Below are 13,261 nucleotides of genomic sequence, written 5' to 3'. Positions count from 1 at the left end.
TAGGTGCGACTCCCCGATCGGGCAGCGCTCCGCTGCTGCGGTCGGGTCAGGGGATGTCGACGCTGACCTGGGTGGCCTTGACCGAGGCGACGGCACGGACGCCGACGTCCAGCCCGAGCTCGTCGGCCGCCTCGCGCGACATGAGGGAGACGAGCCGGAACGGCCCGGCCTGGATCTCCACCTGCGCCATCACGGTGTCGCGGACCACGCGGGTCACGATGCCGGTCAGCCGGTTGCGCGCCGAGGAGCCGCGGGTGGTGCCGGGCTCGGGGGCCTCGTGCAGCTGCGCGGCGAGTCGGGCGAGGTCGGCGCCGTCGACGTGCGCGGGACCGCCGCCGTCCCGGGAGGCCGGCAGCCGGCCGCTGTCGATCCAGCGGCGCACCGTGTCGTCGCTGACGCCGAGCAGGCCCGCGGCCTCGGCGATCCGGTAGGCGGGCACGGTCCGACCCTAGCCCGGGCGGACCGTCGTCCCCGGCTGTGGACGGCTTCGCGATCTACACCGCCGACCACCGGTGGACCGCGTCCGACGGGGTAGGACCCAGACCTGGACGAGGTCGGATGCAGCCGGCGCCCGTTGCCCGTCGGGAGAGCAGGAGGACGGGAGAGCATGCGCCGGTGGCAGGGTCCGCTGATCGTCTCGGTGGTGTTCCTGGGGCTCTGGCTGGCGCTGGATGCCCTCGCCAGCGTCTTCCAGGCACGCCAGGAGGTGTCGCTGTGGTACCCCCCGACCGGGCTGAGCTTCGCCCTGCTGCTCGTGTTCGGGCTGCGCTACGCCCCGCTCCTCCTGCTGACCGACCCGCTGCACGGACTGGTGGTGAGCAGCCCGGACGTCAGCTGGGTCAGCGTCTGGCTCGGCGGCGTGCTCAGCACGGGGGTCTACACGGCCGTGGCCTGGCTGCTGCTGCGGCGGCTGCGGATCGACCCCCGTCTCCCCGGTCAGCGGGACGTCGTGTGGCTGCTGGGGCTGGCCGCCGTCGCCGGGCCCTTCGTCGTCGCGGTCGTCCAGGTCCTGCACTACACCGTCGTCGGGCTGCTGACCTGGGGTGAGCTGTTCCGCGGCGTCCTCGGCTTCTGGTCCGGCCGGGCCACGGGCGTCGGGGTGCTGACGCCCGCGCTGCTCGTCGCGAGCCGGCGGGTGCCCGCGCTCTGGCGCGACCGCCCGGCGCTCCCCGCCCCACCCCAGCTCCGGCGCCGGCACGAGCGCCCGTCCTGGTCGGTCCGGGTCCGGCCACGGTGGCTCGGCCGGCTCGCCGCCCGGGTGCTGGACCCGCAGCTGGAGATCGTCGGGCAGGCCACCCTGCTGCTCGCGACGCTGTACCTCGCCTACGGCGAACCGGCGGTCGGTGGGCTGGACCTGGCCTACCTGGTGTACGTACCGCTGATCTGGATCGCCGTCCGCGGCGGGCTGCCCCGGGTGGCGTTCGCCGTCCTCGCCGCCAACGCCGTCGCCGTGGCGCTGGTCGGCCGGGACGTCGTGGACAGCCCGCTGCGACTGCAGCTGGGTCTGGTGACCCTCACCCTGGCGGGGTTGACCCTCGGCGCGCTCGTCACGGGTCGGCAGGCCAGCATCGAGGCCGCCGAGCACGCGGCCGTCCACGACTCGCTCACCGGGCTGGCCAACCGGGTCCTGCTCATGGACCGCCTGGAAGCCGCGGCGCACCGGGCCGAGCGCAGTCCGGACAGCAGGTTCGCGGTGCTCTACTGCGACCTCGACGGCTTCAAGGGCGTCAACGACCAACTCGGGCACGACGCCGGCGACGAGCTGCTCGTGACGGTCGCGCGCCGGCTGGAGAGGGCGGTGCGGCCCGGTGACCTGGTCAGCCGCCTCGGCGGGGACGAGCTGGCCGTCCTGCTCGACGGCGTGACCGGCGTCGAGGAGGCAGCGGGGGTGGCCGATCGGCTGCTCGCCGCCCTGGCCGAGCCGTGTGCCGTCGACGGCCGGGAGGTCGTCGTCACGGGCAGCGTCGGGGTGGCGATCGCCGACGCCGAGGGGCTGGCGGGCCCGCGGCTCCGCGGGGAGCGGGAGGGCCTGACCGGCTCGGACGAGGACGGACACGCCGAGGAGGTCCTCCGAGCGGCCGACCTGGCCCTGCAGCGGGCCAAGGCGACCGGGGGCAACCGGTACGAGGTGTTCAACGAACCACTGCGCCGCCAGACCCGGGACCGGTTGGGGCTGCGCGCCGCGCTGCGCCGGGCGGTCGCGGCCGGAGCGGTGACCGTCGTCTACCAGCCGATCGTGCGGGTGCCCGACGGCCGGCTCGCGGCGGTCGAGACGCTCGCCCGGTGGCACGACGCCGACCGGGGGGACGTGCCGGCGGCGGAGTTCATCGCCGTGGCCGAGGAGACCGGGCTGATCCACGACCTCGGCATGCAGGTGCTCGGGCGGGCCTGCACCCAGGCGGCGCAGTGGCGACGCACCTTCGGGCCCGCCTCGACCCCGCGCGTGGCGGTCAACGTCTCGACCCGTCAGCTGCTCCCCGCGGACTTCGCCCCGCGCGTTCTGACCCTGCTCGACCGTGTCGGCCTGCCCGCGGACGCCCTCGAGCTCGAGATGACCGAGTCCTGCGCCATGGAGCCGGGGGCACGGGCAGCGCTGGAGCGCTTCACCGCCGCGGGCGTGACGCTCGCCGTGGACGACTTCGGCACCGGCTACTCCAGCTTCGCGGCGTTGCGCGAACGGACGCCGCAGGCGTTCAAGCTCGACCGCTCCTTCGTCGCGCGACTGCCTGACGACCGCCCGACCGACGCGATCGTCTCCGCCGTGCTCGCGCTCGCCGGGCACCTCGGCGCCACCGTCACGGCCGAGGGCGTGGAGACGCAGGAGCAGCTGCAGCGGCTCCGGGAGCTGGGATGCCCGCAGGTGCAGGGCCTCCTCCTGGGCAGCCCGGCGACCGCGGAGGAGATCGAGCGGGACTGGCTCCGCCGTCCGAGGTGACCCGCGTCCTCCGCGCAGCGGACCTGTGGACGACGACCCGCCGTCCAGAGCGCCGCACCGCCGGCGTCCGACCGCCGGGGGAGCATCCCGGGCATGGCGACCACGACCGCGGACGACCCCTGGCTCCAGGAGATCCTGCTCCGGGGTGACCGGCACCCCGACGGCGACGACGCGGAGGGGATGGCCGCCGTCCTGGCCGCGCGCGACCCGGCGGTGGACGGTTCCGGGGGCGCCACCCGGGTGCTGCTGTCGGCTCTCACCGCGGCCTGGGAGCGGGGGTGGCAGCCGGCCGACGTCGTCCACTCGGTGCGCCGCCGGTTCCCCGCCCGGTCGGCACGGCTGGTGGTGGCGCTGGTCGCCGAGGACGCGCGGGTCACCGATGCGGCCTCCCGGGCGCCGGAGGTGTGGGTGGACCAGTTGCGCGAGCTGGACGCCCTGACGCCCGGGGACCCGGCGGTCGTGGCCGCCTGGCACCGCGCGGAGGGCCGGCCCGCCGTGGAGTCGTGGCGCACGGTCCTGCTGCTCGCCGGTGCGCTGACCTGCCTGGCCCGGATCGACCAGCTCGTCCCGCCGCCGTCCCGCTGGGGTGCGGGCGTGTGCCGAGTGGGGACGGTGGCCGCGCCCGACGACGCGCGGGTGCTGCGCCGCATCCGGGCGCTGCTGGCCAAGGCCGAGTCGACCGAGTACCCGGACGAGGCGGAGGCGCTGACCGCCAAGGCCCAGGAACTGATGACCCGGCACGCGGTGGACGCGGTGCTCCTGGATCCCGGCGGGACGCCGCACCGCACCGACGTCGCCACCCGCCGGCTGCACGTCGACGACCCGTACGTGCGGGCCAAGACGCAGCTGCTGGGCGCGGTCGCCGACGCCAACGGCGTCCGGCTGGTCTGGTATCCGGGGCTGGGCATCGCCAACCTGGTCGGGATGGCCGCCGACCTCGACGCGGTGGAGCTGCTGTTCACCTCGCTGCTCCTGCAGGTCGGGCAGGCGCTGGGCACCGCGGAGCGAGCCGCGGGACGACGGTCGGCCTCCCGCTCGTTCCGCCGGGCGTTCCTGCTGGGCTACGCGGGCCGCATCGGCGAGCGGCTGATGAGCGCCCGCGAGCGGGCGACCAGAGCGGCGGCGGCGGAGCAGGGCGTGGACCTGCTGCCCGTGCTGCGCTCGCGCCAGGAGGCGGTCGACGACGCGTTCACCGAACTGTTCCCGCGGGTGCGCAGCACCCGCAGCCGGTCGTCGGTGCACGCCGGGGGCTACTGGGCCGGCCGCGCGGCCGCCGACTCCGCCGACGTGGGGTCGCGCCAGGCGCGCCTGCGCTGAGGTCCGGGCGGTCCCGCGGGAACGCCCGGGTGGTCCACCTGCGCGTCGTTTGCCGACCCCAGCGGTCGGGCAGCGGGTGCCGGTGTCCCGCACGAAGCAGACCGACCCCGCCGGGGCGTCGCCCTCCGTCCGCACCCGCCGCATCCGGCAGACCGCCCGCGAGCTGCTCGGCTACGAGGAGTTCCGGGCCGGCCAGGAGGAGGCGATGCAGTCGGTCGTCTCCGGGCGGGACACCCTCGCGGTGCTGCCCTCGGGCGCCGGGAAGTCCGCCGTCTACCAGGTCGCCGGGCAGCTGGTCGACGGGCCGGTGCTCGTGGTGTCCCCGCTCATCGCGCTGCAGCGCGACCAGGTCGACCGGCTCGACGAGCTCGACGGACTCGAGGGCCGGGCCGCCCAGCTCAACTCCGCCCTCTCCACCGGCGACCGGCGCGCGGCCCTCGAGGGCCTGGTGGACGGAACGGTCCGCCACCTCTTCCTCGCGCCTGAGCAGCTGACCAAGCCCGACGTCGTGGAGGCCATCGCCCGCGCCCACCCGGCGCTGTTCGTCGTCGACGAGGCGCACTGCGTCTCCGCCTGGGGCCACGACTTCCGTCCCGACTACCTGCGGCTGGGCGGGGTCATCGAGCAGCTCGGCCACCCGACCGTGCTGGCCCTCACCGCCACCGCCGCACCCCCGGTGCGCGCGGAGATCGTCGAGCGCCTGGGCATGCGCGACGCCCGGGTCGTCGTCGCCGGGTTCGACCGCCCGGAGATCCGGCTGGAGGTGGCGCAGCACGCCGACGCCCACACCAAGGAGCAGGCGGTGCTCGACCGGGTCACCGAGCTCGTCGGCGAGGGACGGACCCCGGGCATCGTCTACAGCGCCACCCGCAAGGGCACCGAGTCGATCGCCGCCGAGCTCACCGAGCGCGGGCTGCGGGTGCGGCCGTACCACGCGGGGCTGAGGAAGTCCGAGCGCGAGGACACCCAGCGCGCCTTCATGGACGACGAGCTGGACGTCGTCGTCGCGACGACCGCTTTCGGCATGGGCATCGACAAGCCCGACACCCGCTTCGTCGTCCACGCCGAGCCGGCCGACTCCGTCGACAGCTACTACCAGGAGATCGGCCGGGCCGGCCGCGACGGGCAGCCCGCGCTGGCCCTGCTGGTGTACCGCCAGGAGGACCTGGGGCTGCGCAGGTTCTTCGCCGCCGGCGTCCCGGCCGAGGAGGAGCTGCAGCAGGTCGCCGGGCTGGTGGGCGCGGCCGAGGCCGCCGGCATCGACGACGGCGTCGACGTCCGGCAGCTGCGTGAGGAGACCGGCCGCGCCGCGACTCCCCTGGCCCGCGACCTCAACCTGCTCGAGCAGGTGGCGGCCGTCGTCCTCGACGAGGAGGGCGCCGCGCACCCGGCCGAGGACGCACCCGCGCCCAGCGAGGCCGCGGCCGCCGCCCGCGAGCTCGCCGAGCACCACGAGCGGGTCGACCAGAGCCGGGTCGAGATGATGCGCGGCTACGCCGAGACCACCGAGTGCCGGCGGCAGTTCCTGCTCGGCTACTTCGGCGAGCAGCTGGAGCAGCCGTGCGGCAACTGCGACAACTGCGACGCCGGGCTGTCCCAGGAGCAACCCGACGACGAGGAGACACCGTTCCCGGCGCAGACCCCGGTGCAGCACGCCGAGTGGGGGCCCGGCGTGGTCATGCGCACCGAGGACGACCGGCTCGTCGTCCTGTTCGAGGAGGTCGGCTACAAGACGCTTGCGCTGGCCGCCGTCCTGGACAACGACCTGCTCGAGCGCCGCGAGTGACCGGCCCCGCCGACCACGGACGGGGGACGGCGGAACGCCTTCGTCCTGCGAAGTGCTGCCGGCGGCTCGATGATCACCACAGAGACCGGGCGTCCTCCGAGCCCGGCGGCGGGAGGAGTACACGGGTGAAGGTCCTGGGCATCAACGCGATCTACCACGACCCGTCGGCGGCCCTGGTCGTCGACGGCAAGGTCGTGGCCGCGGCCGAGGAGGAGCGGTTCAGCCGGCGCAAGCACGGCAAGCGTCCCCTGCCGTGGAGCGCCTGGGAGCTGCCCGAGCTGTCCGCGGCGTGGTGCCTGAGGGAGGCCGGCGTCCGCCCCGAGGAGCTCGACGCGGTCGCCTACTCCTTCGACCCCGCGCTGATGGCGACGCCGGAGGGGTCCGGGCTGTTCGACGGCGGCGACGTCATGCGCAAGAAGTACGCCGAGATGGCGCCGGACTTCCTCGCCCACGCCCTGCCCGGCCTCGACCCGGCGAAGGTCCGGTTCGTCAAGCACCACGTGGCGCACGCGGCGTCCGCGGGGCTGGCCGCGCCGCAGCGGGACAACGCGGTGCTGGTGCTCGACGGCCGCGGCGAGGCGCACAGCCACCTCGCCGGCCGCTACACCGACGGCCGGCTGGAGATCCTTGCCGGACAGACGCTGCCGCACTCGCTGGGCCTGATGTACGAGGAGCTCACCGACCACCTCGGTTTCCTGCGCAGCTCCGACGAGTTCAAGGTCATGGCGATGGCCTCCTACGGCAAGCCGCGCTTCGTCGGCGAGCTGTCGGAGCTCATCCGGGCCACCGGGGACGGCGGCTTCGTCACCGAGAGGATCGACTTCGCCGAGTTCGCCCCCCGCCTGGGCAAGGGCGACGACTGGACCGAGGCGCACGCCGACCTCGCCGCCAGCGTCCAGCAGTGCCTCGAGGAGGTGCTCGTCGACCTGGCCCGCTGGGTGCACGAGCAGACCGGCGAGAAGACCCTCACCCTGGCCGGCGGCACCGCGCTCAACTGCGTGGCCAACACCCGCATCCTGGCCGAGAGCCCGTTCGAGGAGGTCTGGGTGCAGCCGGCTGCCGGCGACGCCGGGACGGCGCTGGGCGCGGCCCTGCACGTGGCCACCGAGCTCGGCGAGCGCACCGAGCCGATGCCGGGCGCCGCGCTGGGCCGCAGCTGGACCGACGACGAGATCGAGCAGTGGCTGCAGACGGCGGCCATCGACTACGAGCGGCCCGACGACGTCGCCGAGGCCGTGGCCGAGGTGTTGGCCGACAACGGCATCGTCGCCTGGTTCCAGGGCCGCTCGGAGTTCGGCCCCCGCGCCCTGGGCCACCGCTCGCTGCTGGCCCACCCCGGCTTCGAGGCGAACCTCGAGCGGATGAACGACGTCAAGGGCCGTGAGCAGTTCCGGCCGGTGGCACCCATGGTGCTGCTGGAGCGCGCACCCGAGATCTTCGGCCGCGGCCCGATCCCCTCGCCGTACATGCTCTTCGTGCACGACGTCGCCCCGGAGTGGGCGGACCGCATCCCGACGGTCACCCACGTCGACGGGACGGCGCGCATCCAGACGATCGACCGCGAGACCGAGCCGCTGGTGCACCGGATGATCGCGGCGTTCGAGCGGCGCACCGGCCTGCCGGTCGTGGTCAACACCAGCCTCAACACCGCCGGCCGGCCGATGGTCGACGACCCGCGGGACGCGCTGGAGTGCTTCGGCTCGGCCCCGGTGGACCTGCTGGCGATCGGCCCCTTCGTCATCCGCCGGGCCCGGGCCACGCGGCGCTGAGCAGGGAGGGGAGCGGTCCTGACCCCGTGGTCCCCCGTGGCGCACGGGGTCAGGACCGGCCCCTCCCGCCCGGTCTGACCGGGTGACGACCCGACCGTAGTGGCGCGGCCGCCGACTACGCGGAGGTCGCACGTGCCCCGTCCGGGGTACACGACACGCCGCGGACACCGGGGCGGTGAACCGCCCGGGCCCCGGCCGACGAACGACTGGTGCGGGTCGCTGCGGCGGCCCGTCGGCGAGGCGATCCCGCCGGTGTGCGATGCCCACTCGGACGGGTGACACCAGTTCCGGAACGTCCCCGGTGGGTATCGCCGCCCCGGAACCGTCGCGCCCTGGCGGATCGACTGCACCCTGGAGGACACCATGGCCGCTACTGCGGGCAACACGAACAGCGGAGCGCGGACCTGGCCGCAGCTCCTGGCACTGGCGTTCGGCGCCATCTACCTGCTGGTGGGGATCGTCGGCTTCTTCGTCACCGGATTCGGGGACTTCTTCGCCCACGACACCAACCGGACCCTGCTGGGGTTCGAGATCAACGGCATGCACAACGTCGTCCACATCGTCATCGGTGCGGCCGGCCTGCTGCTGGCCCGCACCCTGGCCGGCGCGCGCACCTACGGCTGGCTGCTGGCCGTCGGCTACGGCGCCGCCTTCGTCTACGGGCTGATCGCGATCGGCAAGACGTGGGACTTCCTCAGCATCAACGCCGCTGACAACGTCCTGCACCTCCTCACCGCGATCGTGGGTCTGGTCATCGCGCTGGGCCCGGTGCGCAGCGCCGTGACCGGCCGCACCTCGCGCGTCTGAGAGAGGACCCCCTCCCCCGCCGCTCGCAGGCTCGCGGCGGGACCCTGCAGGGGGCCGGTGGGGCCCTGCAGAGGGGCCGGCGCACCACCCGGAGGCCGGGTCCCGCAGAGGCCCGGCCTCCGGCGCGTCCGGGGCCGGACGGCGCGCACGGGGGGCTGGCGATCCCCCGGTCCGCGGCGGAGGCTGGAGGGGCGGGACTCGACCCCGGGGGACGACGTCCCGCACGTGCCCGAGCCCGGGGCGCCGCACGTGCCGGAACCGGAGGCCCGTGCTGTGGACGACGACCCCGTGCTGCGCGCCCTGGGCGAGGACCTCGCCCGCGACGACCCCGACCTGGCCGCTCGCCTGGCCGCCGGCCCGGCCACCCTGGGCCACCCGCCGGGCCGCGGCATGCTCTGGGTGGTGGTCCTGGGTGCGGTGGTGGCCGTCGCCGCGCCCCTCCTGCTGGGGCCGGCCGCCTTCGGCCTGATGGCCCTGGTGGTGCTGATCGGCTGCCCGTTCGCGTTCAGCTGCTGGCTGCCCGCCGGGGAGTGGTGGCCGGACGACGAACCGCCGTCCTGAACCGGGGCCACGGGCGGACCCCTGGCGAGACGCCGGTCACGCCGCCCTCTACGTTGCGTCCATGGACTTCGCCCTCTCCGCACGAGCCGAGGACGTCTGCGGCCGGATGTGGGACTTCATGCGTGAGCAGGTCTTCCCCGCCGAGCCGGTCTACGAGGCGTGGCGCGCCGAACGCGGTCATGACGACCACGAGCACCCCCCGGTGCTCGAGGAGCTGAAGGTCGAGGCCCGCAAGCGTGGCCTCTGGAACCTCTTCCACCACGAGCTCGGCGGGCTGACCAACCTGGAGTACGCCTCCGTCGCCGAGATCATGGGCTGGTCGCCGGTGATCGCCCCCGAGGTGACCAACTGCGGGGCCCCGGACACCGGGAACATGGAGACCCTGATGCTGTTCGGCACGCCCGAGCAGAAGGAGCGCTGGCTCACCCCACTGCTGGAGGGCGAGATCCGCTCCGGGTTCGCGATGACCGAGCCGGACGTCGCGTCGTCCGACGCCCGGAACATCCAGACCTCGATCGTGCGCGACGGCGACGAGTACGTCATCAACGGCCGCAAGTGGTGGATCACCGGCACCGCCGACGAGCGCTGCCAGATCTTCATCGTCATGGGCAAGACCGACCCCGACGGGCCGCCGCACCGCCAGCAGTCGATGGTGCTCGTGCCCCGGGACACCCCCGGCTTCGAGATCGTCCGGCACCTGCCGGTGTTCGGGTACCAGGACCAGCACGGCCACTCCGAGCTGCGGTTCACCGACGTCCGGGTGCCGGCATCGAACATCCTGGCCGGTGAGGGCGACGGCTTCATGATCGCCCAGGCGCGGCTGGGCCCCGGCCGGATCCACCACTGCATGCGGGCGATCGGCATGGCCGAGCGGGCGCTGATGCTGATGGTCGAACGGTCGAAGGCCCGGGTGGCGTTCGGCCGGCCGCTGGCCGAGCAGGGCACCGTGCGCGAGGCGATCGCCCTGTCGCGGATGGAGATCGACCAGGCCCGGCTCTACGTGCTCAAGACCGCGGACCTGATCGACAAGTACGGGGCCAAGGGCGCCCGCACCGAGATCTCCGCGATCAAGGTCGCCGCCCCGCGGGTCGCCCTCGACGTCATCGACCGGGCCATCCAGCTGCACGGCGGGGCCGGCGTCAGCGACGACACCGTGCTGGCCCGCTTCTACGCCAGCGCCCGCACGCTGCGCATCGTCGACGGCCCGGACGCCGTGCACATCCGGGGGGTGGCCAAGGAGGAACTGGCGCGCGAGCGGCCGTACACCGGCTGACCCGTACGGGCACCGGCAGCCGTTCCCGGCTGTCGGTGCCCGGTGCCAGGCTCCGGCCGTGCTCAGGGACCCGGACGCCGACGAGCTGCTCGGTGAGCACCCCGACGGGGTGGCGGCCACCGCGCAGCGGCTGCGCACCGTGCTGCTGGACGCCCATCCGCAGCTCGAGGAGCGGGTGCGGCGCGGCTGGCACTCGATCAACTACCGCGATCCCGTCGCGGGCTTCGTCTGCGCCCTCTTCCCGGGGGCCGAGCGCGTGCAGCTGGTGTTCGAGCACGGCGCCCGGCTGCCCGACCCGGCGGGGCGCCTGACGGGCACCGGACGCCAGGTCCGCGCCCTCGAGTTCACCGGTCCGGACGAGGTCGAGCCCGCCGTCGTCGTCCCGTTCCTCGACCACGCCGTCGAGCTGGGCGCCGTGCTCCGCGCCCGCTGAGCCGCCGGGACGACGTCAGGGGGCGATCGTCCCGCCGAAGCCGCCGCCGGCGAGCTTGGCCATCAGCTGCGTGCGGTCCAGCCCGAGCCCGTCGAGCGCCTCGCCGTCCCGCTCGGTGTCGATCTCGTCGGGCAGCTGGGCGGCCACCTTGTCGGCGGTCTCGTTGTCGCCCTCCGTGTGCAGCACCCGCAGCAGCTCCTGCTTGTCCAGCTTCACGCCGACCTCCACTCGGTCATCGACAGGTCCGGTCAGCGTGCTGCCGGTCTCGTCGTGGCGCAATGCGACCGCCCGCGACCACGGTCGAGGCGGGACGGGGTCCGCATCGGGTGTGGTGGTCAGCGGCGCTGCGCGCGCCGGTACAGCAAGCCCGCAACCGCGGCGAGGACCACGCCGAGGAAGAGCTGGGCGACCCCCACGCCGACCCGGTCACTGGCGAACCAGGTCGGCGACGACACCAGCAGGACGACGGCCACGCCGGCCACGAGCAGGGCGACGAGGCGCTCGCGGCGGTCCCCCGCGGGTGAGGTCATGCGATCGACCCTAGGCTGCGCCGCCCTCACCGGCGGCCCGGCGGAGCGGCCCCGTCCATGTCAGTCGGCCTTGTTCGGCGGCTCTCCGGCCGCCCGGGCCTCGGCGGCCCGGGCGGGGTCGTAGGCGCAGGCGTCGGTCACGTCCGTCGCCGCCCCGGGCTCGCTGCCCGGTTCGCCCGGCGCCACGGTTGGCGACCCGGGAGTCGGCGTCGGGGTCGGCGTGGGCGTGCCGTTCGCGGCGTCGTCGTCGGCCGGCGGGGCGGGGTCCAGCGCCTCCTCGACGATCGCGCGGATCCGGTCGTAGTCGGGGTAGGCCGGGCTGATCACGGTGTCGTCGAAGACCACGCTGCGCACCTCGGCGTCCTTGACCATGAACGCCAGGTCGACGAAGTCGTCGAGGGCCGACCGGGGGATGTCGGTGCTCACGATGTCCCGGGTGGTGGCGGCGAGCTCCTGGTAGCGCTCCAGGAGGGTCACCGGGTCGGCGGCCGCGATGATCGCGTTGATCGTGCAGCGCTGGCGGTCCATCCGGTCGTAGTCGGTCAGCCCGTACCGACCGCGGGCGAACTGCAGCGCCGTCCAGCCGTCCATGTGCTGGTCCGGTCCCGGCTCGATGTAGTCGTCCGGCAGCTCCTGACCGGAGATCCCGTTGATCGGCACGTAGTAGTTGACGTTCACGGTGATCCCGCCGAGGGCGTCGACCAGCCGGCTGAAGCCGTCGAGGTTGACCAGGACGAAGTAGTCGATGTCCAGGCCCAGCGCCTCGCCGACGCCGAGCTTGAGGAAGTCCGCGCCGGGGTCGTCGGTGGGGCCGAGGATGTCGGGGTACCAGGCCGGCCCGGTGCGGTAGACGGCGTTGAGCAGGCTGTCGGACTCGTTGGCCCCCTCGAACCCGTCGGGATACACCTCCGCGAGCGGGCTGTCGGCCGGGAAGGGCAGGTCCTCGAGGTTGCGGGGCAGGCTGAACAGCACCGTGTCCCCGGTCTCGGTGTCGACGCTGGCCACGATGACGGTGTCGGTGCGCACGCCCTCGCGGCCCTCGCCGCCGTCCCCGCCGAGCAGCAGCACGTTGACCCGCTCCTGGTCGCCGAACGGGTCGGCGGTGTCGACCACCGTGGCCGACTCGCGGTCGGTGGCGAAGAGCCCGTCGAGCAGCCCGCGCTGGGCCAGCGCCACCTGGCCGGCCGTGACCACCGGGTAGGCGATGCCGGCCACCAGCGCGGCCACCAGGACGCCGCCCAGCACCTTCCCGCCGCGGGAGGTGCGCGGCGACAGCAGCGCCCGGTAACCCCCGACGACGACGGCCACCCACAGCAGCCCCAGGACGACGATCCCGCCGAGCACCCAGGTCAGCGCATTCACGTCGACGGCGACCTGCGCGGCGGCCCGCCGACCCGCGGTCGCCAGCCAGGCAGCCCCGCCGACGAGCAGCAGGAACACCACGAGGACCAGCGCGCCGAGCCGGCGCCGGCCGGCCGCGAGGAACGCCGTTCCCGGGAGGACGGCGTTCAGCACGGTCAGGCCCAGCGTCGCGGCGAGCCCGCGGCCGCGGGGGGCGCGCGACCCCCGTGGGTTCTCCGGCGGTGGGGGCAGGGGCCGCGACGGGCCGATGGGACGCGTCACGTCCCAGTCGTGCTCGCTCACGGGTCCTCCTCGCTGGCTGTCTCGGCGTGGGCGACCCGTGGCAGCCCGTCTGCTGCCCATGCTCTCACCCGTCGCGCCGACGCAGAGCCGTCGCGACCCCCACCCCTGGACGAACACCCGACCGTGTACCCCGGCGGTGAGCCCGCTCACCCCCGGACGGCCGCCCGGAGCCCGGACCGGGCCCGTCGAGCACTCCGTATGGTCGG

At 74.6% G+C, this 13,261-nt stretch carries 12 protein-coding genes; 8 read left to right on the top strand and 4 right to left on the bottom strand.

Annotated elements, in window-relative coordinates:
• Positions 1-46 precede the first annotated feature (46 nt).
• A complete protein-coding gene (locus tag ACWIX7_RS13685; protein ID WP_448622074.1) occupies positions 47-439 on the bottom strand; it encodes a TOBE domain-containing protein in 393 nt (130 codons plus the stop codon).
• A gap of 168 nt (positions 440-607) precedes the next feature.
• On the opposite strand from ACWIX7_RS13685, the gene ACWIX7_RS13680 reads away from it, so the two are divergent.
• The 8 genes from ACWIX7_RS13680 (at position 608) to ACWIX7_RS13645 (ending at position 10,881) form a co-directional block, all read left to right on the top strand.
• The gene (locus tag ACWIX7_RS13680; RefSeq protein ID WP_448622073.1) at positions 608-2,935 is read left to right on the top strand and encodes a putative bifunctional diguanylate cyclase/phosphodiesterase; all 2,328 of its coding nucleotides are present in this window, start codon (positions 608-610) and stop codon (positions 2,933-2,935) included.
• A gap of 93 nt (positions 2,936-3,028) precedes the next feature.
• Positions 3,029-4,252 (top strand): DUF2786 domain-containing protein, encoded by a 1,224-nt coding sequence (locus tag ACWIX7_RS13675; RefSeq protein ID WP_448622072.1) that lies wholly within the window; start codon positions 3,029-3,031, stop codon positions 4,250-4,252.
• Between the two features lie 82 nt (positions 4,253-4,334).
• On the top strand, positions 4,335-6,038 hold the full coding sequence (locus ACWIX7_RS13670) for a RecQ family ATP-dependent DNA helicase (RefSeq protein WP_448622071.1): 1,704 nt from the start codon (positions 4,335-4,337) through the stop codon (positions 6,036-6,038).
• 125 nt (positions 6,039-6,163) lie between these two features.
• The gene (locus tag ACWIX7_RS13665; protein ID WP_448622070.1) at positions 6,164-7,807 is read left to right on the top strand and encodes a carbamoyltransferase family protein; all 1,644 of its coding nucleotides are present in this window, start codon (positions 6,164-6,166) and stop codon (positions 7,805-7,807) included.
• Positions 7,808-8,170: 363 nt separating this feature from the next.
• On the top strand, positions 8,171-8,614 hold the full coding sequence (locus tag ACWIX7_RS13660; protein ID WP_448622069.1) for a DUF4383 domain-containing protein: 444 nt from the start codon (positions 8,171-8,173) through the stop codon (positions 8,612-8,614).
• A 225-nt stretch (positions 8,615-8,839) separates the two neighbouring features.
• The gene (locus ACWIX7_RS13655; protein WP_448622068.1) at positions 8,840-9,175 is read left to right on the top strand and encodes a DUF3040 domain-containing protein; all 336 of its coding nucleotides are present in this window, start codon (positions 8,840-8,842) and stop codon (positions 9,173-9,175) included.
• Positions 9,176-9,236: 61 nt separating this feature from the next.
• A complete protein-coding gene (locus ACWIX7_RS13650) occupies positions 9,237-10,448 on the top strand; it encodes an acyl-CoA dehydrogenase family protein (protein WP_448622067.1) in 1,212 nt (403 codons plus the stop codon).
• 58 nt (positions 10,449-10,506) lie between these two features.
• On the top strand, positions 10,507-10,881 hold the full coding sequence (locus tag ACWIX7_RS13645) for a DUF1801 domain-containing protein (RefSeq protein ID WP_448622066.1): 375 nt from the start codon (positions 10,507-10,509) through the stop codon (positions 10,879-10,881).
• 15 nt (positions 10,882-10,896) lie between these two features.
• Here the strand turns inward: ACWIX7_RS13645 and ACWIX7_RS13640 are convergent, their stop codons facing one another.
• The 3 genes from ACWIX7_RS13640 to ACWIX7_RS13630 all read right to left on the bottom strand — a co-directional run bounded on the left by ACWIX7_RS13640 (position 10,897) and on the right by ACWIX7_RS13630 (position 13,055).
• Positions 10,897-11,097 (bottom strand): hypothetical protein, encoded by a 201-nt coding sequence (locus ACWIX7_RS13640; RefSeq protein ID WP_448622065.1) that lies wholly within the window; start codon positions 11,095-11,097, stop codon positions 10,897-10,899.
• 119 nt (positions 11,098-11,216) lie between these two features.
• Positions 11,217-11,411 (bottom strand): hypothetical protein, encoded by a 195-nt coding sequence (locus ACWIX7_RS13635; RefSeq protein WP_448622064.1) that lies wholly within the window; start codon positions 11,409-11,411, stop codon positions 11,217-11,219.
• Positions 11,412-11,471: 60 nt separating this feature from the next.
• Positions 11,472-13,055, bottom strand: a complete 1,584-nt coding sequence (locus ACWIX7_RS13630; protein WP_448622063.1) for an LCP family protein — start codon at positions 13,053-13,055, stop codon at positions 11,472-11,474.
• Positions 13,056-13,261 lie beyond the last annotated feature (206 nt).

It is taken from the genome of Geodermatophilus sp. URMC 65, from assembly GCF_053502545.1.
Note: the sequence above shows the minus strand (reverse complement) of the source record. Positions and strands in the feature narration are given on the sequence as shown.